We start from the raw sequence: 26,207 nt of genomic DNA, 5'->3' as shown, positions 1-26,207 counted from the left end.
TGATTAGAAACTCGGCGCAAGCCCCGTTAGAATGCAGCGTATCCCTGACGGCCAATTGCAAATGCCTACTTTTCGTATCTTTATCGCTTCTGCGTTAGTTGCCAGCCTTGCCGGCTGCGCAACCCCCGGCAAACCGACTGCCAGCAAACTGACCAAAAAAACACCGCAGCAGTACGCTGCTTGTGTCCTGCCCAAATGGCAGGCGCTAGCGCCCCAAGCCACGCAGAAATCGATAGCCCATGGCTACCGGCTGACCGCATCCAGTGCGGTGGCCAGTGACGATGTGCTGGACGTGGTCGACTCTCGCGAGGGTAGCCGCGCCACCTTCTACAAGGGCAGCTTCCTGTCTGGCGATAAATTGCGCCAGGCTGCCAAGGAATGCCTGGAGTGAATCAATAGCCCGAACCGCTTGAACCTCCCATGCTGGGCAGGCGCGCCTTGTGCTGGGCATTGCTCCACTCGGCGCAGGACATGAAGGCGGTTTTGTCCACCTTGCCATTGCCATCGAAGCTGACACTGTAGGGTTGCCGTTTACCGGCCTTGGTCAGCATGTAGTCGAAGCAGGTGCCGGGCACCACGGTACGGTCGGACTCGGCATCGGGTTTGCCGCCTATTTGCAGGACCTGATCTTTGCTCATGCCGGTATCGACCTTGGCCACCAGTGGCTGGTCCTGGTACTGCGCAGAGTTGGATGAGCAGGCAGCAAGCGCTGCCAGGGCGAGAAGCAGCGCGAGAAGGGGTTTGTTCATGGCAGTGCTCCGGTAGAGGACGCCGATGAAGACAGCTGCTTGTGCAGTGCCTGAGCGATCTGGGGGTTGCGTTGCCGCCCAAGGCGGCGCCACACCCTCAACCCGCTCGGCTTTTCATCATACGCCTGTACTGCCTTACCCGCAGTAACGTGCAGCCTTGCTCCAGCAACAAGGCGCGCAATGGCGACGCGTGCGCCTTGGGCCGGTTGCCTGCCGCCAAGCGGCGCATCTGCAGCTTTACCAAGGCCATGTACGCCAGTGCGGCAAATGCCTTGCGCTTCCAGCGAATGGGCTGCAGTTCGGCGCTAGCCGTCGCTTCGCCGTTCAACCAGCGTCGGGGCAGGGCGGGTTCCACCGCCAGCGCTGTCGCTATCCCGGCCATGGCCACGCCACTGGTGAGCACCTGCTCGACCACCGGCAGGCGGCGAATGCCGCCGGTGACCATCACCGGCATCTTCGCGATGGCGGCGATGTCCCGGGCAAACTCGAGAAAGTACGCTTCGCGGGCCAAGGTGCGGCCGTCGCGGGCGTCGCCCTGCATGGCCGGAGCCTCGTAGCTGCCTCCGGACAGTTCCACCAGGTCTACCGGCAACGCGTTCAGCCACAGCACCACCTGGCGGGCATCTGCAGGTTCAAAGCCGCCGCGCTGGAAGTCGGCTGAATTGAGCTTCACTGCCACACCGAAGCCGGGCGAAACCACGCTTCGCACCGCCTTGACCACCTCCAGCAGCAGCCGCGCGCGGTTCTCCAGGCTACCGCCCCAGCGATCCTGGCGCTGGTTGCTCAATGGCGACAGAAACTGGCTCAGCAGGTAACCGTGGGCAGCATGCACCTGTACACCACTGAAGCCAGCCTCTTCCGCCAGTGCGGCAGTGCGGGCAAAGCGCTGGATCAGTGCCGCGATCTCGGCTTCGTCCAGCGCCTTGGGCAAGGGGAACAGTTTCGACAAGCCGCCCATGTCCAAGGCGACCGCCGAAGGTGCCACGGTGGGCTGACCAAGGTTGGCCTGCATCTGTCGGCCTGGGTGGTTGATCTGCATCCAGAACTGCGCGCCGTGGGCGCGACCAACACGGGCCCAGTCGCGAAAACGCTGCAGTGGCTGGTTGGCGTCGAGCATTACCCCGCCCGGGCCGGTCATGGCGCTGGGGTCGATCATCACGTTGCCTGTCAGCAACAGCCCGGCACCGCCTTCGGCCCAGGCCTGGTACAACCTCAACAACTGATCGGAAGGCGTTTGGTCCGGGTTGGCCAGGTTCTCTTCCATCGCCGCCTTGGCGATGCGGTTGGGAATGACACTGCCATTGGGCAGGAGCAGGGGTTGGAACGGCGTCATGGCGATCTCCGAATGAGGGGTACCACGCATCGGTTGCAGCAAGCGTGGGCTAGGATCGGGAGAAGGCTAAGGTTAAAGTCAACTTTAAGGTCAACAGGGAAATGACATCCAAATGAAAATTGGTGAGTTGGCACGACGTACGGGGCTCAGTGCTTCGCGAATACGCTTCTACGAAGCCAGCGGGTTGATTGCCGCCCGGCGCCTGGGCAATGGTTACCGGGACTACCCGGAGCAGGTGGTGCGGGCGTTGGAGATCATTACCTGTGGCCAGCAGGCGGGGTTCAGCCTGGATGAAATGCGCAAGCTAACCGACCCATCCGGGGCTTCGCCGGTGGCGCATGGTTTGTTATTGGCAAGCCTCAAGCGCAAGGTGGCGGAGATCGAGGCGATGCAGCAGCGGCTGGCACAGAACCGTGCGCAGTTGCTGGCGGTGATTGCCGGTATCGAAGACAAGCCGCAAGGGATGGATTGCGAGGAAAATGCCCAGCGGCTAATCGTCGGTTGGCAAGACGCTGAGGCCCCAGGCGCGTGATGCCGGGTGCCCGTGGCAGTGTTTACCCCACCTCGCCGCGCTTGTTCAACTGCTCGCACTGCACCTGTGCGTCCGTTCGGCTCGAGTAGCTCGGCTTGAGCCGTTCCTTCGCCTGGTTATCGTAGATGTCGAACCCGCCACAAACAGTAGCGGCGTAGTAGCGGCTACCCACGCGGAACGACTCCTTTTCGATCGGCACAGCGGGAACGATAACGAATCTTGGCAGCATTTTTCGTGCCTCCCCAGGCAGAGACTTAAGTATTAGTCTGGCCAGTGAAAAGCATCAAGCAGGCTCATGAATAAAACAGGCTGACGAACGCTGGGGCGGCGATCGCGCTGTCATCAAATGAAAACCCGCTGTCGTCCGATGCGAAGCATCCGAAAAGCCAAGGGCATACAGTCCAATCACCCAGAACTGACGCCTTGCGTCCAGATCGATGATTGGAGAGACAAGCATGTCCAAAGTCGTACGTTTCCATCAGACCGGTGGCCCCGAGGTCCTGCGCTACGAGGACGCCGAGGTTGGCGAGCCCGGGCCGGGGCAGGTCCGTTTGCGCCAGGTGGCGGTGGGCTTGAACTATGCCGACACCTACTTCCGCAACGGCACCTACCCGATCCCGCTGCCCAATGGCATCGGCGTGGAAGCTGCCGGGGTGGTGGAGGCGGTGGGCGAGGGCGTAACCCAGGTGGTGGTCGGCGACCGGGTTACCTACACCGGTTTTCTCAATACCCTGGGTGCCTATTGCACCGAGCGCCTGATCCCCGCTGCGGCGCTGATCAAACTGCCGGAAACCATCGCCTTCGAGACCGCTGCCGCCATGACCATGCGCGGCTTGACCTCGGCCTACCTGTTGCGCCGGCTCTATGACTTCAAAGCGGGTGATAGCGTGCTGCTGCATGCTGCTGCTGGCGGGGTGGGCCTGATCGTCGCGCAGTGGGCGCGGCTGCTGGGGTTGAACGTGATCGGCACCGTGTCCACCGAGGCCAAGGCCGAAGTGGCTCGCGCCCATGGCTGCAACCACATCATCAACTACAGCGTCGAGGACGTGGCCAGCCGTGTGCGCGAGCTGACCGACGGGGTCGGGGTGAACGTGGTGTTCGACAGCGTCGGCAAGAACACCTTCAGCGGCTCGCTCGATTCGCTCAAACGTCGCGGATTGATGGTATGCGTTGGCACGGCGTCGGGCACCATCCCACCGTTCGACCCGCAATTGCTGGCGATCAAAGGCTCGCTGCAGCTCACCCGTCCGGCCCTGGCCGATTTCATCGCCGACCCGGCAGAAAAGGCCGACCTGGCCGGTGAACTGTTCGACCACGTCAGCAGTGGGCGCATCCGTATCGAAATCAACCAGCACTACGCGCTGCAGGACGCGGTTCAGGCCCACCGTGACCTGGAAGCGCGCAAAACCACCGGCTCGTCGATCTTCGTCATCTGAAGAGGGCAACAGCATGCACATCGAACAACTGACCTGCGCGATCGGTGCCGAGGTGAGTGGCGTCAACCTGGCCGACGCGATTCACGACGACGACCTGTTCGCCCAGCTGCGCCAGCAGTTGCTCCAGCACCGTGTGCTGTTCCTGCGCGACCAGCACATCAGCCGTGCCGAGCACGTGGCCTTCGCCCGTCGCTTCGGCGAGCTGGAAGACCACCCGGTGGCCGGTAGCGACCCTGAGCACCCGGGCCTGGTGCAGATCTACAAACGCCCCGACCAGCCCAACGACCGCTATGAAAACGCTTGGCACACCGATGCCACCTGGCGCGAGGCACCGCCCATGGGCTGCGTGCTGCGCTGCGTCGAATGCCCACCGGTGGGCGGCGACACAATGTGGGCGAACATGGTGCTGGCTTACGAAAACCTGCCAAACGATGTGAAGGCCAAAATCGAAGGCCTGCGCGCGCGCCACAGCATCGAGGCCAGCTTCGGTGCCGCCATGCCACTGGAAAAGCGGCTGGCACTCAAGGCGCAGTTCCCTGATGCCGAGCACCCGGTGGTACGCACCCACCCGGAAACCGGCGAGCAGGTGTTGTTCGTCAACGCCTTCACCACCCACTTCAGCAATTACCACACACCGCAGCGGGTGCGATTCGGCCAGGATGCCAACCCCGGCGCCGGCGACCTGCTGCGTTACCTGATCAGTCAGGCCTACCTGCCCGAATACCAGGTGCGCTGGCGCTGGAAGCCCAACAGCGTGGCGATCTGGGACAACCGCAGCACCCAGCATTACGCCGTGATGGACTACCCGCCGTGCCATCGCAAGATGGAGCGTGCCGGGATCAAGGGCAGCCGCACCTTCTAAGCCAGCCGCTGGCGACCGCACAAAAACAATAGCGAGGACTACAGCATGCAATTCTTCGACGATTCGTTGCATCCGGAAAACATGGAAAAGGTGGTCATCACCGTGGCCCCCTATGGCCCGGAGTGGATGCCCGAAGATTTCCCCGAGGACATTCCGCTGACCATGGACGAGCAGGTGCAGAAGGCCGTCGACTGTTATGCGGCAGGCGCTACCGTGCTGCACTTGCACGTGCGTGAGCTGGACGGCAAAGGCTCCAAGCGCCTGTCCAAGTTCAACGAGCTGATCGCCGGTGTGCGTGAGGCAGTGCCGGACATGATCATCCAGGTTGGCGGTTCGATTTCCTTCGCCCCGGAAAGTGAAGGCGAGGCGGCCAAATGGCTGTCGGATGACACCCGGCACATGCTTGCCGATCTGACGCCGCGCCCCGACCAAGTGACCGTGGCCATCAACACCACGCAGATGAACATCATGGAGCTGCTGTACCCCGAGTACCTTGAAGGTACCTCGCTGGCCAGCCCCGCCATCCACGCCGCCTACAGCGAGATGACCGTGCCGGCCGGCCCGGCCTGGGTCCGTGAGCACCTGCGCCGCCTGCGGGCCAGCAATATCCAGCCGCATTTCCAGCTGACCGGCATGCATGCCCTGGAAACCCTTGAGCGCATCGTGCGCCGTGGTGACTACATGGGCCCGCTGAACCTGACCTGGATCGGCATTGGCGGCGGCTTCGACGGCCCCAACCCGTTCAACTTCTTCAACTTCATCCACCGGGCGCCGGACGGCTGCACCCTGACCGCCGAATCGTTGCTGAAAAACGTGCTGCCGTTCAACACCATGGCCCTGGCCATGGGCCTGCACCCGCGCTGTGGCAACGAAGACACCATCATCGACCAGCACGGCAAGCGTTTCACCTCGGTGCAGCAGATCCAGCAGACCGTGCGCGTGGCCCACGAGCTGGGGCGCGAGATTGCCAGTGGCAAGGAGGCCCGCGCCATTTACCGCATCGGGCAGCAGTACAGCAGCATCGAGCAGACGCTTGAAGCCAATGGCATGGCGCCGAACCGCCAGCCGGGTGAGAAGGGCGTGCCGCAGCGCGGTTGATACCGGCCCGCTCGCCGGCTCCCACAGGTCGAAGCGGTAACTGTGGGAGCGGGCACGCCCGCGAAGGGGCCACAAAAAAGCACCATGAGTTCCGGCTGTTACCCATAACAACAAAAACAACACCCACGCCCCATACCCAAGGAGGCAACATGGCCACCTATCTCGCCAGTGCCGAAGGCTCCGGCACCGACTCCGCCCACAGCGTCCCCCGGCGCTATGCCTGGGTGGTTTTTGCCCTGACTTTCGGCCTGTTGATCTCCGACTACATGTCGCGCCAGGTGCTCAATGCGGTGTTCCCGCTGCTCAAGGGCGAATGGGCATTGAGCGACAGCCAGCTCGGGCTGCTCAGCGGCATCGTCGCGCTGATGGTCGGCCTGCTGACCTTTCCGCTGTCACTGCTGGCCGACCGCTTCGGCAGGGTACGCAGCCTGGTGCTGATGGCGGTGTTGTGGAGCATGGCCACGCTCGGCTGTGCCCTGGCGGAAAACTACCCGCAAATGTTCATTGCGCGCTTTCTGGTTGGGGTCGGCGAGGCCGCCTATGGCAGTGTCGGCATTGCCGTGGTGGTCGCCGTGTTCCCCCGCGATATGCGCTCGACGCTGGCCGGGGCGTTCATGGCCGGTGGCATGTTCGGCTCGGTGCTAGGCATGGCCGTGGGCGGCGTGCTGGCCCAGCACCTGGGCTGGCGCTGGGCATTCGCCGGCATGGCATTGTTCGGCCTGGTGCTGGCATTGCTCTACCCGATGATCGTCAAGGAGGCGCGCATTGCACCCAAGTGCGCGGTGCAGGCGCTGGACAAGGCCAGTCACCCGTTGCGCACCTTGTACGGCAGCCGTTCGGTCATCGCCGCCTATGTCGGCAGTGGCCTGCAACTGTTCGTTGGCGGCACCCTCATCGTGTGGATGCCCAGTTACCTGAACCGCTACTACGCCATGGGTACCGACCGTGCCGGGGCGATCGCCGCCGTCATCGTGCTGTGCAGCGGCATCGGCATGATCCTATGCGCCATGCTGTGCGACCGCCTTGGGCGGCAGCGCCCGGACCGCAAGATCAGCCTGGCCATCGCCTACTGCCTGGGCAGCTGCGCATTGCTGAGCATTGCCTTTGCGTTGCCCGCCGGTACCGCGCAACTGGTATTGATCTGCCTGGGCATGATGATCGCCGCCGGTACCAATGGCCCGTCCAGCGCCATGGTCGCCAACCTTACCCACGCTGCGGTGCATGGCACGGCGTTCGCCACGCTGACCCTGGCCAACAACCTGCTGGGGCTGGCCACCGGGCCGCTGATCACGGGACGGGTGTCTGACCTGATCGGCCTGCAGGCCGCGCTGCAGTTGGTGCCGCTGATCAGTATCGCGGCAGCCGCAGTGTTCCTTATCGCCAAGCGTCACTACCACCGCGACATGGACCGTCTGCGCTCCAGGAGTTGAAACCGTGAAACAGCTGTTGTCCATCGAGGTGTTCTTCGATTTCGTCTGCCCCTGGTGCCTGATAGGCCAGCGGCACCTGCAAGCGGCCTTGCTGCTGTTGCAGCGTGAGCAGCCACAGGTGCAGGTGCAGGTGCAGTGGCGGGGCGTGCAGTTGCTGCCCGGCTTGCCTGCCAATGGGGTGCCTTTCAATACCTTCTACCTGCAACGCCTGGGCAGCGAGCAAGCAGTGCGCGAGCGCCAGGCTCAGGTGCGCGCCGCTGCCAGTGTGGTGGGCGAGGATATCGATTTTTCGCGTATCCGCCGCATGCCCAATACCGGCAATGCTCACCGTTTGATGCAACGGGCCGGCAACCTGCTCGGTGTAGCGCAACAGGAAGCGCTGCTGGCGCAACTGTTCATTGCCTATTTCCACCAAGGCCGTGACCTGGGTGATAGCCGCACGTTGCTCGGGATCGCCCAGAGTAGTGGGCTTGAAGCCGCGCAAGTGATCGATTGCTTACGTGACGACGGCAGCCCATTTCTGGACGGTGCCGGGCGTGCAGGCAGTGCCGTGCCACGCTATCGCTTCAACCAGGGCCCGCTGATTGCCGGCGTGCGGCCTGCCGAAGCGTTGTTCGCCGCCATGAATGACGCCTTGCATGAGGTGGTGCAGGCATGAGCCGACGTATCGCCATAAGCCCCAGCCAACTGCCCCAGCGCAATGGCCGGGCACTGTTAGCCTGCGAGGGCCATAGCGTGGCCTTGTTCAATGTCGCCGATACGCTCTATGCCATCGACGACAGTTGCCCGCACCAGGGGGCGTCGCTGTGCGGCGGGCGACTGGAAGGGCGGGTTATCCAGTGCTGCGCCCACGGCCTGCGTTTCGACCTGGCCAGCGGTTACTTGATCAACTCCAAGGCCTTGAAGGTTGCCAGCTACCCGATCGAGCAACAGGACGGGCAGGTCTTCATCGTGCTGGACAGCGAGGAGACCGGGCCATGAGCACACTGACCCTGACCGCAGCCCATCACCGTATTCGCACCCTGGCCCCAGGGGTAGCGGTAAGCCTGATCGTCGGCGCAGCCGCCAGTTTCCTCAGCGAGCACTACGCTGCGCCAGTCATGCTGTTTGCCCTGCTGCTGGGCATGGCGCTGAACTTTTTGGCGGTCGACGGCCCCTGCAAGGCGGGCATCGAGTTTACCGCCCGCACGGTACTGCGCCTGGGTGTGGCCCTGCTGGGCATGCGCATTACCCTGAGCCAGATCGCCAGCTTGGGCTGGAAACCAGTGGCCTTGGTGGTGGCCTTGGTCGTCGTCACCATTCTGGTCTCGGTGGTGGTGGCCAAAGCACTGGGCTTCTCGCGACTGTTCGGCATGCTCACCGGCGGCGCCACGGCCATTTGTGGGGCTTCTGCGGCACTGGCCCTGGCGGCCGCCTTGCCGCAGCATCCGCGCAAGGAGCACGCAACGCTGTTCACGGTGATCGGGGTGTCGGCGCTGTCGACCTTGGCGATGATCCTCTACCCGATGATCGCCCAGTGGCTGCACCTGTCGCCGCCGCAAGCGGGCGTCTTCCTGGGCGCGACCATTCACGATGTGGCGCAGGTAGTGGGGGCGGGCTACAGCATGTCCACCGAGACCGGCGACATCGCCACGGTGGTCAAGTTGATGCGCGTGGCCATGCTGCTGCCGGTGATTGTCTGTGCGGCGATGATCACACGTCGCCAAGGCCTGGAGGCAGGCGGTCAACGGCCGCCGTTGCTGCCGTGGTTCGCGGTCGGCTTCGTGCTGCTGGCCTGCATCAACAGTACAGGGTGGGTGCCAGCGCCAGCGCAAGGTGCTATCAATGAGTTATCGCGGGGGTGCCTGGTGGTGGCGATCAGCGCCCTGGGCATGAAGACGCAGCTCAAGGCTCTGGCCTCGGTCGGGCTCAGGCCCATCGCGTTGATGGTGGGTGAAAGCGTGTTTCTTGTGCTACTGGTGCTGACGTTGATGCACTGGGGGCTCCAGCCCTAGGGCTCCTGCATATCCCGCTGTGCCCGCCAGCTGGCCGGTGGCATGCCGTACTGGGCGATGAACCAGCGGGTGAACGAGCTGGGCATCGAGTAACCCAGCATGTCGGCAATGCGCCCCAGCGAGTAGCTGGGGTTTTCCAGGTAGCGCATCACCAGGTCGCGGCGCACGCTGTTGATCAGGTCCTTGAACGTCAACCCGCTTTCTTCCAGCCGCCGCTGCAAGGTACGCACGTTCATGCCCTGGGTCTGCGCCACTTGCTCGATAGTGGCACGGCCCATGGGCAGCAGCAGGTAGATGGTCTTGCGCAGCTCCAGTTCAAGAGACGGCACGCCGCTGGCCGGCAGCGTGTCCAGGTAGCGCCGAGCCAGGCGGGCCATGGCTTCGTTGGCCTGCGGGCTGGCACTGTCGAGGTCGGCGGCGGGGCAGACGATGCCATTGAATTCGCTGCCGAACACCAGCGTGCAGCCGAAGATGCGCCGATGGATAGCGGGGTCGGCGGGGGCCGCATGGGTGAAGTTGGCGCTGATCGGGTGCCAGTGGGCGCCCAGCAACGCCGCGCACAAGCGCATCATCACGCCGATGGCCAACTCGGTGGCCTGGCGGCTGCAGGGCGCACGCTCGTTGATCACCTCCTCGCGGATGACCACGGTCTTGCCGGCTTCTTCGATATGAATGGCCAGCGCGTCATTGAGCAGGTGGCGGTACTGCACGATCACCTGCAGCGCATCGCGCAGGTTGCGTTGGTGGCTGAGCAGCAGGCTGATTTCGCCGAAGTCCGACAACTGGCGCAACTCGGCCATGCGCAGGCCAAAGCTTTCGCACTGGGTGGCGCTGGCGGAAGCCTCCAGCAAACTGATGACACTGGCCACCGGGATACGCCGGTTGGGGTCGTCGAGCAAGGCGGCGCTAAGGCCAACCTGTGCCAGCAGTGCATGGGGGTTGAGGCCCAGGTGGCGGGACACTTCCAGGTAGTTGGTCAAGCTGGCGGCACGGACTAGAGCAGGCATTTTTATTGTTGTCCCTATTGTTCAGGCATCCGGCGCTTTTGGGGCGCCTGTCACGGCCCTTTCGCAGCACAAGGCTGCTCCTACAGGATGCACGGGTTATAGCCTGCGTGTCATGAATTGAAAAGCAAAGCCCCTCCCGCGCCAATGTCATGAAATGAAAAGCGCCTGACGCCCAATGTGAAGCGCCCAGGGGGCGGGCTGTTTACTGTGAACATCAAGCGCTATACCGCACACGAGGTTCACCGTGGAAAAACTGCAAACCGCTGCCACCGTGCTGATTGTCCCTGGCCTGCGCGACCACGTCGCCGAACATTGGCAAACGCTGCTTGCCGGCCGCCTGGCCAAGGTACGCAGCGTACCGCCGCTGCAAGCTGACGGCCTGTGCTGCAACGCTCGGGTAGAGGCGATCCAGCGCGAGCTGGAACAGATCGATGGCCAGGTGCTACTGGTGGCGCACAGTGCCGGCGCACTGATGGTCGCCCATTGGGCAGCACGTTATCGGCGGCCGATCAAGGGCGCTTTGCTGGCTGCCCCGCCTGACCTCAACGCTCACTGGCCGGCGCATTACCCGAGCCCGGCCAGCCTGGCCGAGAAGGGCTGGTCGCCACTTCCGTCCTCGCCGCTGCCATTCCCCAGCATCGTCGCGGCCAGCAGCAACGACCACCTCGCCAGCTACGCCGCTGCCGGTGAACTGGCCCGGCGTTGGGGCAGCGAATTGATCGGCCTGGGCGCCGTTGGCCATCTCAACCCAGCCTCCGGTTTCGGCCCCTGGCCGTTGGCCGAGGCCCTGATCCGCCGGCTGGACAGCGCAAACCCGCAGTAACGCATGGACGCCCCAGCCACGCCCGCAGCAGACGGGCGGCGTAAAAAACAATAACAATACGTGGAGCCATCGTAATGCCAGAACACCGCATTCACCGTGCTGTGAAGCCACAGCGCTGCCTGCTCGCCTGCGCCATCGGCCTGCTCACGCTGCCCGCCGCCCAGGCCTTCGAAGTCGATACCGGCCATGAAGACTGGGCTGTGCGCTTCGACAATACCGTCAAATACAACTACGGCGTGCGCACGGAAAGCGCCGACAAGCGCCTGCTGGGTACGCCCAACAGCAACGACGGTGACTACAACTTCCGCAAGGCCGGCACCAACATCACCAACCGGGTCGACCTGTTGACCGAGCTGGATGTGGTGTACCAGGGCAACACCGGTTTTCGTGTCAGCACTGCCAGCTGGTACGACAAGGCCTACGACAACACGGGGTCCAACAGCAACCCGTTCGTCAACGGCAACGGTGACCAGTCGGGTATCAACCCCAGCCTCAATGGCCTGCCGGGCACCGGCATACCGTTGGGCAGCCCGCACCTGAGCAACTACGCCCAGCGTTACTACAGCGGCCCGTCGGGCGAAGTGCTGGATGCCTTCGTGTTCATGAGCCGCGATGTGGGCGAAGCGTCCCAGGTCAGCGCCAAGCTGGGCCAGCACAACCTGTTCTGGGGTGAAACCCTGCTCAACCCGGTGCATTCGCTGAGCTATGGCCAGTCCGGCCTGGACCTGGCCAAGCTGGCGGCTTCGCCGGGCACAGAGGCCAAGGAGCTGTTCGTACCGCGCAACCAGCTGTCGACCTCGTTCCTGGTCAACTCCGAGCTCACCCTGGGTGCCCAGTACTTCTTCGACTGGGACGCTGCCCGCCTGCCCGAGGCCGGTACCTACTATGGCGGTTCTGATGTGGTGGGCGAGGGCGCGCAGAGCTTCCTGCTGGGCCACACAGGCACCCCGGGGTTGATCCCGGTGCGCGGTGCGCTGACCACCATTCGCCGCGGTCATGACCTGACTCCCGGCAAAAGCGGCGACTGGGGCATCATGGCCAAGTGGTCGCCAGAATGGCTGGGCGGCACCCTTGGTTTCTACTACCGCAAGACGTCCGAGATCTTGCCTCAGGCCTGGCTCGATGCGCGCGGCATGACCGTGGCCAACGGCCCGTTCGGCAACCCGCCGGCCAGCCGCCAAGGCGCGGTCGGCAACCTGTACAACTCGCTGCAAAGCACCACTTATCAGTTTGCCTATGCCGACAACATCGACGTTTACGGGCTGAGCCTTTCCAAGGATGTGGCCGGCATCAGCGTCGGCAGCGACCTGAACATCCGCCACAACATGCCGCTGGCGAGCATCCCGGCAATCGTCAGTGCCCCCGGCCAAGGTGGCCTGGGCGGCGGCTTCGGCCTGCTGCCGGCACGCCTGCCAAGCAGCGGGGTGATCTACGACGTGCCCAAGGATGGCGACAGCCTGAGCGCCACCGGCGACACCCTGCACTTCACCCTCAACGGCCTGATGACGATTGGCGACACGCCGCTGTTCGACTCGGCGACCCTGCTTGGCGAGCTGTTCTACAGCAACCTGCTCAAGCTCGATAGCCACAACGAAGCTTTGTACAAAGGCAAGAGCAGCTACCGCGGCATCGACAAGGCCACCCGTGACAACTGGGGCATCGCCGTCAACTTCACCCCCACCTGGTACCAGGTGTTTCCGGGCATGGACCTGAGCATGCCGCTGTCGGTCAACGTCGGCATCGACGGTGTATCGCCGGTGCAAGGCGGCGGTGCCGAGAATACCGGCAACTACGCGGTGGGCTTTAGCGCCGCCATCTACAACCAGTACTTCGTCGACCTCAAGTACGTCGACAGTTTCGGTGAGACCAAGGCCTGCAAGGACGGCCAGACCGATGGCAGCACCCCCAATGCCCTGGACGGCGAACAGGATTACACCTGCTACGGCGGCGGCTACGCCTCCTTCTCCGGCGGTGGTGCCACCACCGAGGACCGTGGTGCCCTGTACCTGACCGTCAAGACGACCTTCTGAGTCATGTTTCCTACCGCCTACACAGGAAGACAACCATCATGAATTTCGTACGTACCCTGCTGGCCTCGTGCCTGTCGCTGGCCGCGCTGAACGCCGCCCAGGCCGCCGTTTCCCCTGACCAGGCTGCACACCTGGGCAGCAACCTGACCGCCATCGGCGCAGAAAAGGCCGGCAATGCCGACGGTTCGATCCCGGCCTACCAGGGCGGCCTGCAAACGCCGCCAGCCAGCTATCAGAACGGTGCCAGCATGCGCCCCGACCCGTTTGCCAGCGAGAAGCCGCTGTTGGTCATCGATGGCAAGAACGCCGATCAGTACAAGGGCCAGTTGACCGCCACCACCCTGGAGTTGCTCAAGCGCTACCCCAGCTACCGCGTCGACGTGTACCCGACCCACCGCAGTGTGGCGCTGCCGCAGGCAGTGCTGGACAACACCCGCAAGAACGCCACCGGTGCGAAAAGCCAGGAGGGCGGCACTGCGGTGGACAACGTGCTACCGGGTATCCCGTTCCCTATTCCGCAGAACGGCGCCGAGGCCATGTGGAACTTCCTGCTGCGCTACCAGGGCGTGAGCATGACCGCCAAGTACGACTCGTGGAACGTCGACGCTGCCGGCAAAGCGTCGCTGTCGACCACCGGCCAGGCCAACATCAGCTACCCGATCTACGAGGACATGGCCAAGCCGATCGGTGCCAAGGACACCTACTACCAGATGAAACTGGTGTACACCGGGCCCGCGCGCCGTGCCGGTGAAGCGATGATGCTGCGCGACGCCGCCAACCCGCTGGTGCAGCCACGCAACGCCTGGCAATACCTGCCGGGCCAGCGCCGGGTGAAACTGGCACCTAACCTGGCCTACGACACACCCAACCCGGGCACCTCCGGCTCTGGCACCTACGACGACGTGTTCGTCTTCAACGGCGCGCTGGACCGCTACGACTGGACCCTGGTGGGCAAGCAGGAAATGTACGTGCCGTACAACACCTACCAGCTGACCTACAACACCGACGTCAAGCAGGTGATTACCCCAAACCACCTGGCACCGCAGTTCGTGCGCTGGGAAAAGCACCGCGTGTGGGTGGTGGAAGGCAAGCTCAAGGAGGGTGCGCGCCACATCTACCACAAGCGCCGCTTCTACCTTGACGAGGACAGCTGGATCGCTCTGGCTTCGGACCAGTACGACGCCCGTGGCCAACTGTATCGCGGCTCGTTCGCCTTCCTCACCCAGAGCTATGACAAGCAGACCCCGGACGCCACGCCTTTCATGATCTACGACCTGATCGGCGGCACCTACAACCTCAACGGCGTGGTCGGTGCTTATGGCGGTATCCGCTACATCGAGCCACTGTCGAAAACCCAGTGGTCGCCCGAGTCGCTGGCCGGCAATGGCATTCGCTGAACCCACGGAGCAGAGGTTGCCGATGTCTGTCTTCAAACGATGCAGCGTGGTGATGCTGACCCTGGCCGCGCTACACGGCGCGGCGCAGGCGGCGCCATTCACCGATGTGCTGGATGTGCCCGCCATGCCCAGCGCCTTGGCCAGCAGCAGTGCCCTGCGGGATGTGACCTTGGCCGGGCAACGCCTGGTCGCGGTTGGGCCGCGTGGGCACATCCTGTATTCCGATGACCACGGCGCGCACTGGCAGCAGGCTCAGGTGCCGGTCAGCGCCGACCTGAATGCGGTGAGCTTCGCCACCCCCGAACTGGGCTGGGCGGTCGGCCACGATGGTGTGGTACTGCACAGCCGCGATGGTGGCCTGCACTGGCAAAGGCAGCTGGATGGTCGAACCCTGGCCGAACAGTTGCCTGGCGCAGGCACTGACAATGCCTTGCTCGATGTGTGGTTCGGCGATGCCCGCAATGGCTATGCGGTGGGCTTGTTCAACCTGCTGTTGCGCACCACTGATGGTGGCGAGCACTGGCAACCGTGGCTCGACCACAGTGACAACCCTCAAGGCCTGCACCTGACCAGCCTGGCTGCGGTGGGTGATGACCTGTACATCACCGGCGAGCAGGGCCTGCTGCTGAAGTGGGACGGCAAGCGCTTCAGCCGGGTCGACACACCCTACGCCGGCACCCTGTTCGGCGCCGTCGGCAAGCCCGGTGCGCTGCTGATCTACGGGCTGCGCGGCCACGCCTACCGCAGTACTGATGGCGGCCAGCAATGGCAACCGATCGACACCGGTATCACGACCAGCCTCACCGCCGCCGGCATCGATCGTGACGGGCAGCTGTGGTTGGCCAGCCAGGCTGGTGACCTGCTGCTCAGCCGCGATGATGGCGCCAGTTTCCGCGCGGTACCACAAAGCGCCCGTGGCCCGGTGACCGCCCTTGCCAGCGATGCCGACAACCGCCTGGTGCTGGTGGGCGAGCGGGGCGTGCGCAACCCGTTTGGTAACCCCTCGCCGCACCCATAACAAGAGAAGACCCTGATGGCCGCTACCCGCCAAGATACCCTTCCGGTAATCCGCAACCTTGCCGATTTCGACCCGCGCTCGGGCAATGGCCTGGAACGCCTGGTGTTCAACCACCGCCTGCCATTTCTGCTGTGCATGCTGGTGGCGACGCTGGTGCTGGGCTTCATGGCGCTGACCCGCCTGGAGCTGCGCCCGAGCTTCGACAAGATGCTGCCGCAGAGCCACCCCTATATCCAAAACTACCTGGAGAACCGCGCCTCGTTGCGCGGCCTCGGCAATGCGGTGCGGGTGGTGGTGGAAAACACCCAGGGAGATATCTTCGACCCCGGCTACCTGCAGACCCTGCGCCACATCAACGACGAGCTGTTTCTTGGCCAAGGCGTGGACCGGGCCTGGGTGAAGTCGCTGTGGAGCCCGGCGGTGCGCTGGACCGAGGTTACCGAGGAAGGTTTCCAGGGTGGCCCGGTGATGCCCGACGGTTATCAGGGCGCGGCCGGCGATATCGAACAACTGCGGCAGAACATCGAGCGGGCCAACATCGTCGGCAGCCTGGTAGCGCGCGACTTCAAGTCGAGCATGCTGGTGGTGCCGCTGCTCGACCAGGATTCAGCCACCGGCAAAGGCCTGGACTACCATGCCTTTTCACAAAAGCTCGAACAGTTGCGTAGCCAGTACCAGGCCAGCGGCCAGTACCGTATTCATGTCATCGGCTTCGCCAAGCTGATGGGCGACTTGATCGATGGCTTGCTCGAGGTGATGGCGTTCTTTGCCCTGGCGGTGCTGACCAGCCTGGTGATCATCTACTGCTATACCCGCTGCGTGCGCAGCACCTTGCTGGTGGTGCTGTGCTCGCTGACCGCAGTGGTATGGCAGTTGGGTATCGTCGCCTGGCTGGGCTATGCCATCGACCCGTACTCGATCCTGGTGCCGTTCCTGATCTTTGCCATCGGCGTGTCCCATGCGGCGCAGAAGATGAACGGCATTCTCCAGGACATCGGCCGCGGTACCCACCGGCAGATCGCTGCCCGCTATACCTTCCGCCGCCTGTTCGTCGCCGGGGTGACCGCATTGCTGGCCGATGCCGTGGGCTTCGCCGTGCTGATGCTGATCGATATTCCGGTGATCCAGGACCTGGCCATTACCGCCAGCATTGGTGTGGCGGTGCTGATCTTCACTTCATTGCTGTTGATGCCGGTGGCACTGTCCTATGTCGGTGTAGGCCACAAGGCTGCCGAACGGGCTTTGCGTATCGATGCCCGCGCGGACCAGCACCGTGGCTTTGGCCGGCTGTGGGACCTGCTTGACCGCTTTACCGAACGTAAATGGGCCAGCGCTGCCTTGCTGGTTGCCCTGGCCCTGACCGCCGTTGGTATCTGGGGCAGCCTGCAGCTGAAAATCGGTGACCTCGACAGTGGTGCCCCCGAGCTGCGCGCCGACTCGCGCTACAACCTCGACAACGCCTACATCACCCAGCATTACGCACTGTCCAGCGACACCTTCGCGGTCATGGTCAAGACTGCCCCCGAAGGCTGTCTGCAATACCAGACGTTGATCCTCGCCGACCGCCTGGCCTGGGAGCTGCAGCAACTGCCGGGTGTGCAGACCACCGCGTCGCTGGCCAACGCCGTGCGCCAGATCACCGCCGGTACCTACGAAGGCAACCCGCGCTTGAACAGCTTGCAGCGCAACCAGGACGTGCTCAACTACGCGGCCCAGCAAGCCTCGGTCAACGCCCCCGAGTTGTTCAACAACGACTGTTCGCTGATGCCAGTGATCGCCTACCTCAAGGACCACCGCGCCGATACGCTGGCCCAGGTGGCCGCCGCGGCCGAGCGGTTCGCCCAAGCCAACAGCAGTGCCGAGCACCAGTTCCTGCTGGCCGCCGGCAGCGCCGGAATCGAGGCTGCCACCAACGTGGTGGTGCGCGAGGCCAACCACCGCATGCTGTTGCTGGTGTACCTGGCGGTGACGCTGTTCTGCCTGATCACCTTCCGCAGCTGGCGTGCCACGTTGGTGGCGATCCTGCCGCTGATGCTCACCTCGGTGCTGTGCGAGGCGCTGATGGTGGCCATGGGCATTGGTGTCAAGGTTGCCACCTTGCCGGTGATCGCCCTGGGCGTGGGCATTGGCGTGGACTACGCGCTGTACCTGCTCAGCGTGCAACTGCACTACCAGCGCGCCGGCCTGAACCTGGCCCAGGCCTACCAGAAAGCCGTGGCCTTCACCGGCCGGGTGGTGGGGCTGGTCGGTATCACCCTGGCGGCCGGCGTGGTCGGCTGGGCCTGGTCACCGATCAAGTTCCAGGCCGACATGGGCCTGCTGCTGACCTTCATGTTCCTGTGGAACATGCTCGGCGCGCTGGTGCTGATACCGGCGCTGTCGCACTTCCTTCTGCGCGGTGTGGGCGCCCAGGCGGTTGCCGAAGCCCAGGCCAAAGCGCTTTCGAAAACCCAAGAAACCGAGTGTTCGCCTCATGTCTGATTACCTACCGCCGCTGCGCGACATGGCTTTTCTGTTCAACGAAGTGTTCGACATCCCGACGTGGTGGGCGCAAACGCCCGCATTGGCCGAGGTGGTCGATGGCGACACTGCCCGGGCCATACTCGAACAGGCTGGCAAGCTGATTGCCGAGCGGGTGGCGCCGCTCAACCGCAGCGGCGACGAGCAGGGCTGCCGCTGGGAGGCTGGCCAGGTACAAACACCCGAAGGCTTCGCCGATGCCTACCGCGCATTCGCCGCTGACGGCTGGGTGGGTGTGGCCGGGGCCCCGGAATACGGCGGCATGGGCATGCCGAAGGTGATTGGCGCCCAGCTCGAAGAAATGCTCAACGCCGCCAACCTGTCGTTCGGCCTGTACCCGATGCTGACCGCCGGGGCCTGCCTGTCGCTGCTCAACCATGCCAGTGATCCGCTGAAGGCGCTGTACTTGCCGCCGATGTACCAAGGGCGTTGGACCGGCTCCATGTGCCTCACCGAACCGCAGGCTGGCACCGACCTGGGCCTGATCCGCACCCGCGCCGAGCCCATCGCCGAAGGCTGCTACCGCATCAGCGGCACGAAGATCTTCATCACTGGCGGTGAGCAGGACCTGACCGAGAACATCATCCACCTGGTTCTGGCGCGGCTGCCCGACGCACCCGCTGGGCCCAAGGGCATCTCGCTGTTCCTGGTGCCCAAGGTGCTGGTCGACGCCGACGGTGCGCTGGGCGAGGCCAATGCGGTGAGTTGCGGCTCGATCGAGCACAAGATGGGCATCAAGGCCTCGGCCACCTGTGTGATGAACTTCGATGGTGCCATTGGTTACCTGGTCGGCGAGCCGAACAAGGGCCTCAATGCCATGTTCACCATGATGAACTACGAGCGCCTGGGTGTGGGCATCCAGGGCCTGGCCCTGGGCGAGCGCTCCTATCAGGGTGCCATCGCCTATGCCCGCGATCGCCTGCAAGGTCGCGCACCGACGGGGGCCGAAGCGCCAACGCAGACTGCAGACCCGATCATCGTCCATCCAGACGTACGCCGCATGCTGCTGACCATGAAAGCGCTGAACGAAGGTGGGCGGGCGTTTTCCACCTACGTGGCGTTGCAGCTGGACCTGGCCAAGTACAGCGACGACCCCGCTGCGCGTGCCAAGGCCGAGGCCAAGGTGGCGTTGCTCACGCCGGTGGCCAAGGCGTTTCTTACCGACATGGGGCTGGAGACCACCGTGCACGGCCAGCAAGTGCTGGGTGGTCACGGCTATATCCGTGAATGGGGCCAGGAGCAGTTGATACGGGATTGTCGCATCACCCAGATCTACGAAGGCACCAACGGTATCCAGGCCCTGGACCTGGTCGGGCGCAAGCTTTTTGCCGATGGTGGCAAGGCGTATCTCGGCGTGTCTGACGAAATGGCCGCGTTTGCCGAAGCACTGCCAGTGGAGCAGGCCGAGTTCGCTGTACCCCTGCTGGCGGCCGTGCGCAACCTCGACGAACTCAGCGCCTGGTTGCTCGACCGCGGCCAAGGCAACCCGCGGGAGCTTGGCGCGGCAGCGGTGGAATACCTGCAGGTGTTTGGCTACACGTTCTACGCCTACCTGTGGGCGCGCATGGCGGTGGTGTGCCAGGCCCAGGCAACACCTGAGCCGTTCCACCTGAGCAAGCTGGGCACCGCGCGCTTCTACTTTGCACGCCTGCTGCCACGCATCCACTCGCTCAGCGCCAGTGTCAGGGCCGGCAGCGACAGCCTGTACCTGCTTGAGGCAGGGCAACTGTGAAGGCCACGAACATGATCACCACCCGCGTCATGCCCTCGGCCGAGCAGGCCTATGCCTACCCGCTGCTGATCAAGCGCCTGCTGCTGTCGGGAGTGCGCTACCAGCCCTATCAGGAAATCGTCTACGCCGACAAGCTGCGCTACACCTACACCACGTTGCTGGAACGCATCCAACGGCTGGCCAACGTGCTGACCGCTGCCGGGGTCAAGCCTGGCGACACCGTGGCCTTGCTCGACTGGGACAGCCACCGGGCGCTGGAGTGTTTCTTTGCCGTGCCGATGCTTGGCGCGGTGCTGCATACGGTGAACGTGCGGCTGTCCAGCGAGCAGGTGCGCTACACCATGAACCACGCCAAGGACCGGCTGGTACTGGTGCATGATGACTTTTTGCCGTTGATGCAGCAGCTACGTGCAGACTTGCCGACTGTCGATGGTTTCATCCGCCTCAGCGAGGGTGCTCCCGCCGCGCAGGCAGTGCCTTTGCTGGGCGAGTACGAAGCCATGCTGGCGGCTGCCGAGCCCCGGTTCGACTTCGCCGATTTCGACGAAAATTCGCTGGCCACGCTGTTCTACACCAGCGGTACCACCGGCAACCCCAAGGGTGTGTATTTCAGCCACCGGCAGTTGGTGCTGCATACCCTGGTCGAGCAGGGCACTTTGGCCGCCTGTGGTGAGGTGCCGCTGCTGCGCACAGGCGATGTGTACATGCCGATCACGCCCATGTTCCATGTGCACGCATGGGGCGTGCCCTATGTGGCGACGGCGCTGGGTATCAAGCAGGTCTACCCCGGGCGCTACGAGCCAAACCGCCTGGTGCGCCTGTTCCATGACGAGGGGGTGACCTTCTCCCATTGCGTGCCAACGGTGCTGCAGATGATGCTCGACAGCGAGCAAGGGCGCCGCACCGACCTCACCGGCTGGAAGATGCTGCTGGGCGGCAGCGCGCTGACCCTGGGCCTGGCCCAGCGCGCCAGCGAGCGCGGCATCAGTGTCCACTGTGGCTATGGCATGTCGGAAAGCTGCCCGCTGCTCAGCATCACCTACCTGAGTGCTGAGCTGCTGGCCAAGCCGATGGCGCAACAACTGCCGCTGCGCATCGATGCCGGTGTGCCGATTGCCATGGTGGACCTGCGCATCGTCGACAGCGAGGGCCGGGAGGTGCCGCACGACGGCGAAAGCCTGGGTGAAATCGTGGTGCGCGCGCCCTGGCTGACCCAAGGCTACCTGCACGAACCGGAGCACGGTGCGGCGCTGTGGCTGGGGGGCTGGATGCACACCGGCGATCTGGCCTGCATCGATGCGGCGGGGGTGGTGCGCATCCGCGACCGGATCAAGGATGTGATCAAGACCGGTGGCGAGTGGGTCAGCTCGGTGGCGCTGGAAAACCTGATCAGTCAGCACCCGTCCGTCGCCTCGGTGGCGGTAATCGGTATTCCTGATCCACAGTGGGGGGAACAACCTTTGGCCCTGGTGGTCTGCTGTGACGGCATGCAGTTGGACCAGCCGTCGTTGGCCAGGCACCTGCAGCCGTACGTCGACAGCGGCCACCTGAACAAGTGGGCCATACCACGGCAGCTGCGTTGCGTGGCCGAGATCCCCAGGACCAGCGTCGGCAAGATCGACAAGAAACGCATTCGCCAGGCTGAAATCTAGCGGTTGGCGTGCGATTCCTTGGGGCTGCGCAGCGGCCCCAAAACCCCGCCAAGCAAGGGAATGGCGGTTGACTAACGTTCAGCTAGGTAAAGTTAGGTAAAAGCGGCCACGGCGTATACACGGATCGGTATTGTGGTTTGTACTGTCCAGTTAAAGATGCCATTGATGAACACACTTCCGTCGCAGCCAAGCGCTGAACGCGGGGCGTTCTCCAGTTTCGAGGCGTGTCGCAACACCCAACAGGGCCCCGTGGTGATCCTTGCCTCCGGTGCCTCGGCCAAGCATTTTCCGCTGGGCGAATTCGCGCATTTGCCCATCATCGCCATGAACGGCTCGGTCGCCATGACCGCCGAACACGGTATCAAGCCGTTCTTCTACGTGTGCACCGACAAAAGTTTTCGCCTGCAACAGCCGGCCTTGTTCGCCACGGCCTTGCGCGACAGCCAGCGCCTGGCACTTTGGCCCGAGCAATATGCGGGTGCCAATGTGCCAGCCGATACCGAGTGTTATGCCCTGCACAAAGCCGACACGCCGGGCCTGCTGGACGGTTTGCGCGGCCACGGTGACAGCTGCGTGTGCAACCGCGCACTGTGGAGTAAACGCAGCCGCTCGATTGCCTTCAGCAAAGACCTGGCCCATGGTTTCTTCGATGCTCGCACAGTGGCGTACGTGGCCTTGCAACTGGCTTACCACCTGGGCTTCGAAGAGGTGCTGCTGGTAGGGGTAGACCTCGATCAGAGCGTCGGGCGCTTCTATGAGAACGGCAAAGGCGAGTGTTCGCCGTGCGGGCTCGATCAGCATTGGGACAGCCGTATCCTGCCGTCGTTGACGCTGATGGCCAGGGAAGTGGTCAACGAGCATTTCCATGTCTACAACCTGTCGGCGACGTCGCGCATTCCCGCCGACCTGATCCCCAAGGTCAATCTCAGTCAGGCACGGCACATTGCCGGCTGCGCAATTACTTGAGCAAGAAAGCGGGTGCATGAGGAACTGTGGATGCGTACAGTAGGTCCATCGCAACCTGCAGGAGCCCGCTATGTCCAGCGCTTTCACTTTCATGCGATCACCTGTCGGCACCTTGACCCTGGTGGCCCGTGGCGACTGCCTGGCAGCCGTACTGTGGGAAGAAGAGCGGGAAAACCGCGTACGCCTGGGCACGCTGCACCGTGATGACCAGTGCCCGGTACTGCTGGAAACCGCCCGCCAGCTCGGTGAGTACTTTGCCGGCAAGCGCCAGCGTTTCGAACTGGCGCTGGACTTTGCCGGCACTGAGTTCCAGCGCCAAGTGTGGGCCGCGCTGCTGGCGATACCGTTCGGCGAAACCCGCAGCTACGGCGACATCGCCCGGCAAATCGGTAACCCCAGCGCGGTGCGTGCGGTAGGCGCCGCCAATGGCCGCAACCCGATCTCGATCATCGCACCGTGCCATCGGGTGATCGGCGCGTCGGGCAGCCTGACCGGCTTTGCCGGTGGCCTGGCGGCCAAGCAGTACCTGCTGGCGCTGGAGGGCCGGCAAAGCCTGGCGCTGGACCTGTAAGGCGTCAGCCGAACCAGCTGGCGACCAGGCAGGCCAGCACGGCCAGCACCGAGCCGGCCATCAGGGTGTAGTGCCGTTGCGCTCGACGGGCAAGGGGCTCGACTTCACGCAGGTACTCGCCGGGCGTAGGCGCATCGGGTCGATGGCGCAAACCCTCGGCCACATCGGCGAGTTGGCCCTGAATCAGCAAGCCGACCAGGTAATAAGTGCAGGCATAACTCAGCAACGCCAGAAACAGATAGATCATGCAGGGTGCGGGTCCAAAGGCAGCGCGATTGCGCTGGCATTACGGGTGTCGAGTACGATCAGCCCTTCGCTGTGGTCATTCAGGCTCGCCAACAAGTGCCCCTGGCTGTCCCACGCCGCAGAACCACCGGCACCGATGAAGGTGTCGGCCGGCCCCACGCAGTTGGCCATCAGCACCGGCATACCCAGCTCACGCGCCACTTCCGGGTAATGCGCGTATCCCTCGCGGATACCCTTGGCGGTTTTCGCCACGCTGACCAGGTACACGTCGGCACCGTGCTCGCGGGCCATGGCCGCATGCGCCATGAACATCGATTCGTAGCAGATCGCCGGTGCCACCCGGTGCTCCCCCACCTTTATCATCAGCGCCTGATCGCCCGGGGTGAAGTAAGGCAGCTCGTCATCGTGCAAGCGCCGCTTGGCATAGGCCTGGCGCGCAGCCCCAGGGCTGAAGATTGGCATGCCGATGCGTATGCCGTCGGGCGTTGGCAGTGGCAGGCCCACGGCAAGGGTGATGCTCAGGCGGTCACAGGCTGCCTGCAGCGGGTCCAGCCGCGTGGAGGTGACGGGCAAGGCGGCCTGGCGCGCCAGGCTCGGCTCATAGCCGGTCAGCGACAGTTCGGGGAACACCACCAGTTCGGCCCCAAGGGCCGCAGCTTGCTCGATGCAGGCCAGGTGGCGCTGGAGATTGCCTGGTAAATCGCCCTTGAGCGATGCCAGTTGTACGGCACACAGTTTCATGAGAACCATTCCCTGGTACGGATCGAAGGGCCGAGCATACTATCGGCACCAACGCCTGTACCAGTGAAGGGTTTTTCAGGAAGCCGAGTGCGGCGCGAAGCGCTGGCGGAACCAGTCGTTGAGCATGGCCTTCTCGGCATACAGGCGATCGCTGCTGCTGGCGGCCCGGCCCGGCCGGCTGAGGTACATTTTGTCGCTGACCCGTTCCTGCGCCTGCTGGTCGGGCTTGCCGGGTTGGCTGAGGGTGTAGGTCAGGTCGATGGTCGGCCAGGTGATTTCGCGCATGAAGCGCACATCGTAGGCCTGGCTATGCCAGGGTTCGAAGCGCCCGGCCAGGTCGATGTCGCGGATGTCGATGACCAATTGCTGGCCCGGTTGCAGGTAGCGCTGGCCGAGCTTCTGCAGGTATTGGCTGAGGGTTTTCATGACATAGTCGTCGGCGCCACGCTCGTAGCCGTGGCTGTCGAGGCTGGCATCGCGGAATTTTTCCGGGTGGTCGAAACGCACCTCGACCTGCGCGGCCGGGGCACCTTGTGCCATGCTGTCCAGTGACAGCGCCATGAGCACGGCACACACGAGGGCGGTACGCATGATGCACCTCCGGGGCAGATTGCGTGTGCTTCCATTTTACCCCTGGCATGGCGCTACCAGCAGAGGAAGATTGTAATGGGACGGTTTCGGCGGTTGATCGCCAATATCCGCGGACGGGACCTGGCGGTGGGTGATATCCACGGGCACTTCCAGCGCCTGCAGCAGTGCCTGGACGCAGTCGGCTTCGATCCGGCCGTGGACCGCCTATTCAGCGTGGGTGACCTGGTCGACCGTGGGCCGCACAGCGAGGCGGCGCTGGATTGGTTGGCGCAGCCCTGGTTCCATGCCGTGCAGGGCAATCATGAGGCCTTGGCCATTACCCGCGTGCGCGGTGGCCGGCTCGATCTGGACATGTACCGCGCCGCTGGAGGGGGCTGGTTCCTCGACCTGCCGCGTGACCAGCAACTGCGTTTCGTTGAGCGCTTCGAACAGCTACCGATAGCGATAGAAGTCGAGAGCGCGGCCGGATTGGTCGGCCTGCTGCATGCCGACAGCCCGTTTGCCGACTGGACAGTATTACGCACCTGGCTGGAACTGGATGACGACCCCAAGGTGCGGGAAGTGTGCCAGTGGTCACGGCGGCGGCTGAAGGAAGGCGACACCCTGCCGGTACAGGGCCTGCGCGCCTTGCTGGTCGGCCACACGCCGGTGCTGGAGGCCAAGCTGCTGGGCAATGTCTGGCACCTGGACACCGGGGGCTGGGCCAGCGGCCATTTCACCTTGATGGACATGCGCACCCTGCAACTGGTCAGCCCCGAGCCAGATGCAGCAACAACGCTCCCGCCAGAGCCACCAGCATGACCCCCGAGGCCCGCTCCAGCCATGGCAGGCTGCGGGAGAAACGCCGCAGTACCCGCTGGTTGCCGATGGCCACGGCAACCAGCAGGTCCCAGAGCAGAACGATGCTGAACATCCAAAGGGCGTAAGCCGTTTTCCAGCCGGCGCTGGTGCTGGCGACCATGCTGGCTAGGCTGGCGTAGAACAGTGCGTTCTTGGGGTTGAGAATGCCCGACAAGAAGCCTATGCCCATATTCCGCCACCAACCCTGAACCCGCTGGCTGCCAGCGACCGTGCCCAGGCTGGCTTGCCCGGCATGGCGCAGAAACAGCACGCCGATGTACAGCAGGTAGCTGGCGCCGGCCAGCTGCAGCGTGGTGAACAACAGGCTGCCTTGCTGCAGTACCGAAAGGCCGGTGAAGGCCATGGCGATGAACGCGCCATTGGCCAGGGCGATGCCCAGGCAAGCGCCACTGGCGATGCGCCAGCCGCTGTTGATCGAGCTGCGTGCGACCAGGAAAAAGTCTGGTCCGGGGGATAGCAGGGCGAGGAAGTGGGCGAGGGCGATGATCAGAAATGGCTGCATGGGCTGGGTTGCTCGACGGAGAAAACCGCAGTCTGCTGCCGGGCCTGCCGCACCGTATTGAACAAAATTGCACACCCAACCTGTGGGCGCGGTCCCCTGTAGGAGCAGCCTTGTGC

27 protein-coding genes are annotated in these 26,207 nt (G+C 63.9%); 19 read left to right on the top strand and 8 right to left on the bottom strand.

All coding sequences use genetic code 11. From position 1 onward, the window contains the following. Positions 1-31 precede the first annotated feature (31 nt). Positions 32-391, top strand: coding sequence for a hypothetical protein (locus tag ACNFBR_RS22595; protein ID WP_416736858.1), 360 nt, complete (start codon positions 32-34; stop codon positions 389-391). 1 nt (position 392) lies between these two features. Here the strand turns inward: ACNFBR_RS22595 and osmE are convergent, their stop codons facing one another. Together osmE and ACNFBR_RS22585 are read right to left on the bottom strand one after the other, a co-directional pair. Further along, positions 393-749 (bottom strand): osmotically-inducible lipoprotein OsmE, encoded by a 357-nt coding sequence (gene osmE, locus ACNFBR_RS22590; protein WP_416736857.1) that lies wholly within the window; start codon positions 747-749, stop codon positions 393-395. A 97-nt stretch (positions 750-846) separates the two neighbouring features. Next, positions 847-2,082 carry an NADH:flavin oxidoreductase/NADH oxidase family protein gene (locus ACNFBR_RS22585; RefSeq protein ID WP_416736856.1) on the bottom strand — a complete coding sequence of 412 codons (1,236 nt, stop codon included), beginning with the start codon at positions 2,080-2,082 and terminating at the stop codon, positions 847-849. Between the two features lie 112 nt (positions 2,083-2,194). On the opposite strand from ACNFBR_RS22585, the gene ACNFBR_RS22580 reads away from it, so the two are divergent. Further along, the gene (locus tag ACNFBR_RS22580; RefSeq protein ID WP_416736855.1) at positions 2,195-2,614 is read left to right on the top strand and encodes a MerR family transcriptional regulator; all 420 of its coding nucleotides are present in this window, start codon (positions 2,195-2,197) and stop codon (positions 2,612-2,614) included. Positions 2,615-2,636: 22 nt separating this feature from the next. Here the strand turns inward: ACNFBR_RS22580 and ACNFBR_RS22575 are convergent, their stop codons facing one another. Beyond that, the gene (locus ACNFBR_RS22575; RefSeq protein WP_416736854.1) at positions 2,637-2,843 is read right to left on the bottom strand and encodes a hypothetical protein; all 207 of its coding nucleotides are present in this window, start codon (positions 2,841-2,843) and stop codon (positions 2,637-2,639) included. Between the two features lie 226 nt (positions 2,844-3,069). Here ACNFBR_RS22575 and ACNFBR_RS22570 point away from each other — a divergent pair, with 226 nt between their 5' ends. The 7 genes from ACNFBR_RS22570 to ACNFBR_RS22540 all read left to right on the top strand — a co-directional run bounded on the left by ACNFBR_RS22570 (position 3,070) and on the right by ACNFBR_RS22540 (position 9,434). Next, positions 3,070-4,050: a quinone oxidoreductase family protein gene (locus ACNFBR_RS22570; RefSeq protein ID WP_416736853.1), complete on the top strand. Its 981-nt coding sequence runs from the start codon at positions 3,070-3,072 to the stop codon at positions 4,048-4,050. Positions 4,051-4,063: 13 nt separating this feature from the next. Further along, positions 4,064-4,912, top strand: a complete 849-nt coding sequence (locus ACNFBR_RS22565; protein WP_416736852.1) for a TauD/TfdA dioxygenase family protein — start codon at positions 4,064-4,066, stop codon at positions 4,910-4,912. A 45-nt stretch (positions 4,913-4,957) separates the two neighbouring features. Further along, entirely contained in the window at positions 4,958-6,010 is a 1,053-nt protein-coding gene (locus ACNFBR_RS22560; protein ID WP_416736851.1) for a 3-keto-5-aminohexanoate cleavage protein, read from the top strand. 149 nt (positions 6,011-6,159) lie between these two features. Then, the gene (locus ACNFBR_RS22555) at positions 6,160-7,440 is read left to right on the top strand and encodes an MFS transporter (protein WP_416736850.1); all 1,281 of its coding nucleotides are present in this window, start codon (positions 6,160-6,162) and stop codon (positions 7,438-7,440) included. A 4-nt stretch (positions 7,441-7,444) separates the two neighbouring features. Continuing rightward, positions 7,445-8,098, top strand: a complete 654-nt coding sequence (locus ACNFBR_RS22550; RefSeq protein ID WP_416736849.1) for a DsbA family protein — start codon at positions 7,445-7,447, stop codon at positions 8,096-8,098. Further along, positions 8,095-8,421: a Rieske (2Fe-2S) protein gene (locus tag ACNFBR_RS22545; protein WP_416736848.1), complete on the top strand. Its 327-nt coding sequence runs from the start codon at positions 8,095-8,097 to the stop codon at positions 8,419-8,421. Before ACNFBR_RS22550 ends, ACNFBR_RS22545 begins: the two co-directional genes overlap by 4 nt. After that, positions 8,418-9,434: a YeiH family protein gene (locus tag ACNFBR_RS22540; RefSeq protein WP_416736847.1), complete on the top strand. Its 1,017-nt coding sequence runs from the start codon at positions 8,418-8,420 to the stop codon at positions 9,432-9,434. Before ACNFBR_RS22545 ends, ACNFBR_RS22540 begins: the two co-directional genes overlap by 4 nt. On the opposite strand, the gene ACNFBR_RS22535 is transcribed toward ACNFBR_RS22540, so the two are convergent. Then, a complete protein-coding gene (locus tag ACNFBR_RS22535) occupies positions 9,431-10,441 on the bottom strand; it encodes an AraC family transcriptional regulator (RefSeq protein WP_416736846.1) in 1,011 nt (336 codons plus the stop codon). The genes ACNFBR_RS22540 and ACNFBR_RS22535 overlap by 4 nt on opposite strands. A gap of 244 nt (positions 10,442-10,685) precedes the next feature. On the opposite strand from ACNFBR_RS22535, the gene ACNFBR_RS22530 reads away from it, so the two are divergent. The 9 genes from ACNFBR_RS22530 to ACNFBR_RS22490 all read left to right on the top strand — a co-directional run bounded on the left by ACNFBR_RS22530 (position 10,686) and on the right by ACNFBR_RS22490 (position 23,150). After that, positions 10,686-11,264 (top strand): RBBP9/YdeN family alpha/beta hydrolase, encoded by a 579-nt coding sequence (locus ACNFBR_RS22530; RefSeq protein ID WP_416736845.1) that lies wholly within the window; start codon positions 10,686-10,688, stop codon positions 11,262-11,264. A 74-nt stretch (positions 11,265-11,338) separates the two neighbouring features. Beyond that, positions 11,339-13,294 (top strand): DUF1302 domain-containing protein, encoded by a 1,956-nt coding sequence (locus ACNFBR_RS22525; RefSeq protein ID WP_416736844.1) that lies wholly within the window; start codon positions 11,339-11,341, stop codon positions 13,292-13,294. 38 nt (positions 13,295-13,332) lie between these two features. Next, complete coding sequence (locus tag ACNFBR_RS22520) at positions 13,333-14,691, top strand: DUF1329 domain-containing protein (RefSeq protein WP_416736843.1); 1,359 nt, start codon at positions 13,333-13,335, stop codon at positions 14,689-14,691. Positions 14,692-14,713: 22 nt separating this feature from the next. Beyond that, on the top strand, positions 14,714-15,709 hold the full coding sequence (locus ACNFBR_RS22515; RefSeq protein WP_416736842.1) for a WD40/YVTN/BNR-like repeat-containing protein: 996 nt from the start codon (positions 14,714-14,716) through the stop codon (positions 15,707-15,709). A gap of 15 nt (positions 15,710-15,724) precedes the next feature. Beyond that, on the top strand, positions 15,725-18,190 hold the full coding sequence (locus ACNFBR_RS22510; protein ID WP_416736841.1) for an efflux RND transporter permease subunit: 2,466 nt from the start codon (positions 15,725-15,727) through the stop codon (positions 18,188-18,190). Next, the gene (locus ACNFBR_RS22505; RefSeq protein ID WP_416736840.1) at positions 18,183-19,961 is read left to right on the top strand and encodes an acyl-CoA dehydrogenase C-terminal domain-containing protein; all 1,779 of its coding nucleotides are present in this window, start codon (positions 18,183-18,185) and stop codon (positions 19,959-19,961) included. Before ACNFBR_RS22510 ends, ACNFBR_RS22505 begins: the two co-directional genes overlap by 8 nt. A gap of 11 nt (positions 19,962-19,972) precedes the next feature. Then, a complete protein-coding gene (locus tag ACNFBR_RS22500) occupies positions 19,973-21,613 on the top strand; it encodes a fatty acid--CoA ligase (RefSeq protein WP_416736839.1) in 1,641 nt (546 codons plus the stop codon). 165 nt (positions 21,614-21,778) lie between these two features. Next, positions 21,779-22,579: a lipopolysaccharide biosynthesis protein gene (locus ACNFBR_RS22495; protein ID WP_416736838.1), complete on the top strand. Its 801-nt coding sequence runs from the start codon at positions 21,779-21,781 to the stop codon at positions 22,577-22,579. 70 nt (positions 22,580-22,649) lie between these two features. After that, positions 22,650-23,150: a methylated-DNA--[protein]-cysteine S-methyltransferase gene (locus ACNFBR_RS22490; RefSeq protein ID WP_416736837.1), complete on the top strand. Its 501-nt coding sequence runs from the start codon at positions 22,650-22,652 to the stop codon at positions 23,148-23,150. Positions 23,151-23,154: 4 nt separating this feature from the next. Here ACNFBR_RS22490 and ACNFBR_RS22485 read toward each other — a convergent pair whose 3' ends face one another. The 3 genes from ACNFBR_RS22485 to ACNFBR_RS22475 all read right to left on the bottom strand — a co-directional run bounded on the left by ACNFBR_RS22485 (position 23,155) and on the right by ACNFBR_RS22475 (position 24,728). Further along, a complete protein-coding gene (locus tag ACNFBR_RS22485) occupies positions 23,155-23,397 on the bottom strand; it encodes a hypothetical protein (protein ID WP_416736836.1) in 243 nt (80 codons plus the stop codon). Beyond that, a complete protein-coding gene (locus tag ACNFBR_RS22480) occupies positions 23,394-24,137 on the bottom strand; it encodes a carbon-nitrogen hydrolase family protein (RefSeq protein ID WP_416736835.1) in 744 nt (247 codons plus the stop codon). The genes ACNFBR_RS22485 and ACNFBR_RS22480 overlap by 4 nt, the downstream gene beginning before the upstream one ends. Before the next feature lie 75 nt (positions 24,138-24,212). Then, entirely contained in the window at positions 24,213-24,728 is a 516-nt protein-coding gene (locus ACNFBR_RS22475; protein WP_416736834.1) for a DUF3016 domain-containing protein, read from the bottom strand. A 75-nt stretch (positions 24,729-24,803) separates the two neighbouring features. On the opposite strand from ACNFBR_RS22475, the gene ACNFBR_RS22470 reads away from it, so the two are divergent. After that, entirely contained in the window at positions 24,804-25,529 is a 726-nt protein-coding gene (locus tag ACNFBR_RS22470; protein WP_416736833.1) for a metallophosphoesterase, read from the top strand. Here the strand turns inward: ACNFBR_RS22470 and ACNFBR_RS22465 are convergent. Beyond that, positions 25,477-26,091, bottom strand: a complete 615-nt coding sequence (locus tag ACNFBR_RS22465) for a LysE family translocator (protein WP_416736832.1) — start codon at positions 26,089-26,091, stop codon at positions 25,477-25,479. The genes ACNFBR_RS22470 and ACNFBR_RS22465 overlap by 53 nt on opposite strands. Between the last annotated feature and the right edge of the window lie 116 nt (positions 26,092-26,207).

This window comes from Pseudomonas sp. NY11955, assembly GCF_048068035.1.
Taxonomy (GTDB): domain Bacteria; phylum Pseudomonadota; class Gammaproteobacteria; order Pseudomonadales; family Pseudomonadaceae; genus Aquipseudomonas.
The sequence above is the reverse complement of the archived record's forward strand: the minus strand, read 5'-3'. Positions and strand labels throughout refer to the sequence as shown.

Excerpts from the sequence above, each read along its gene's own strand:
- ACNFBR_RS22565 (WP_416736852.1), top strand. The coding sequence starts at position 4,064 with ATGCACATCGAACAACTGACCTGCGCGATCGGTGCCGAGGTGAGTGGC.
- ACNFBR_RS22465 (WP_416736832.1), bottom strand. The coding sequence starts at position 26,091 with ATGCAGCCATTTCTGATCATCGCCCTCGCCCACTTCCTCGCCCTGCTA.
- ACNFBR_RS22535 (WP_416736846.1), bottom strand. The coding sequence starts at position 10,441 with ATGCCTGCTCTAGTCCGTGCCGCCAGCTTGACCAACTACCTGGAAGTG.
- ACNFBR_RS22475 (WP_416736834.1), bottom strand. The coding sequence starts at position 24,728 with ATGCGTACCGCCCTCGTGTGTGCCGTGCTCATGGCGCTGTCACTGGAC.
- ACNFBR_RS22485 (WP_416736836.1), bottom strand. The coding sequence starts at position 23,397 with ATGATCTATCTGTTTCTGGCGTTGCTGAGTTATGCCTGCACTTATTAC.
- ACNFBR_RS22555 (WP_416736850.1), top strand. The coding sequence starts at position 6,160 with ATGGCCACCTATCTCGCCAGTGCCGAAGGCTCCGGCACCGACTCCGCC.
- ACNFBR_RS22525 (WP_416736844.1), top strand. The coding sequence starts at position 11,339 with ATGCCAGAACACCGCATTCACCGTGCTGTGAAGCCACAGCGCTGCCTG.
- ACNFBR_RS22495 (WP_416736838.1), top strand. The coding sequence starts at position 21,779 with ATGAACACACTTCCGTCGCAGCCAAGCGCTGAACGCGGGGCGTTCTCC.
- ACNFBR_RS22510 (WP_416736841.1), top strand. The coding sequence starts at position 15,725 with ATGGCCGCTACCCGCCAAGATACCCTTCCGGTAATCCGCAACCTTGCC.
- ACNFBR_RS22575 (WP_416736854.1), bottom strand. The coding sequence starts at position 2,843 with ATGCTGCCAAGATTCGTTATCGTTCCCGCTGTGCCGATCGAAAAGGAG.
- ACNFBR_RS22470 (WP_416736833.1), top strand. The coding sequence starts at position 24,804 with ATGGGACGGTTTCGGCGGTTGATCGCCAATATCCGCGGACGGGACCTG.
- ACNFBR_RS22595 (WP_416736858.1), top strand. The coding sequence starts at position 32 with ATGCAGCGTATCCCTGACGGCCAATTGCAAATGCCTACTTTTCGTATC.
- ACNFBR_RS22570 (WP_416736853.1), top strand. The coding sequence starts at position 3,070 with ATGTCCAAAGTCGTACGTTTCCATCAGACCGGTGGCCCCGAGGTCCTG.
- osmE (WP_416736857.1), bottom strand. The coding sequence starts at position 749 with ATGAACAAACCCCTTCTCGCGCTGCTTCTCGCCCTGGCAGCGCTTGCT.
- ACNFBR_RS22490 (WP_416736837.1), top strand. The coding sequence starts at position 22,650 with ATGTCCAGCGCTTTCACTTTCATGCGATCACCTGTCGGCACCTTGACC.
- ACNFBR_RS22515 (WP_416736842.1), top strand. The coding sequence starts at position 14,714 with ATGTCTGTCTTCAAACGATGCAGCGTGGTGATGCTGACCCTGGCCGCG.
- ACNFBR_RS22580 (WP_416736855.1), top strand. The coding sequence starts at position 2,195 with ATGAAAATTGGTGAGTTGGCACGACGTACGGGGCTCAGTGCTTCGCGA.
- ACNFBR_RS22480 (WP_416736835.1), bottom strand. The coding sequence starts at position 24,137 with ATGAAACTGTGTGCCGTACAACTGGCATCGCTCAAGGGCGATTTACCA.
- ACNFBR_RS22500 (WP_416736839.1), top strand. The coding sequence starts at position 19,973 with ATGATCACCACCCGCGTCATGCCCTCGGCCGAGCAGGCCTATGCCTAC.
- ACNFBR_RS22545 (WP_416736848.1), top strand. The coding sequence starts at position 8,095 with ATGAGCCGACGTATCGCCATAAGCCCCAGCCAACTGCCCCAGCGCAAT.
- ACNFBR_RS22540 (WP_416736847.1), top strand. The coding sequence starts at position 8,418 with ATGAGCACACTGACCCTGACCGCAGCCCATCACCGTATTCGCACCCTG.
- ACNFBR_RS22560 (WP_416736851.1), top strand. The coding sequence starts at position 4,958 with ATGCAATTCTTCGACGATTCGTTGCATCCGGAAAACATGGAAAAGGTG.
- ACNFBR_RS22520 (WP_416736843.1), top strand. The coding sequence starts at position 13,333 with ATGAATTTCGTACGTACCCTGCTGGCCTCGTGCCTGTCGCTGGCCGCG.
- ACNFBR_RS22505 (WP_416736840.1), top strand. The coding sequence starts at position 18,183 with ATGTCTGATTACCTACCGCCGCTGCGCGACATGGCTTTTCTGTTCAAC.
- ACNFBR_RS22585 (WP_416736856.1), bottom strand. The coding sequence starts at position 2,082 with ATGACGCCGTTCCAACCCCTGCTCCTGCCCAATGGCAGTGTCATTCCC.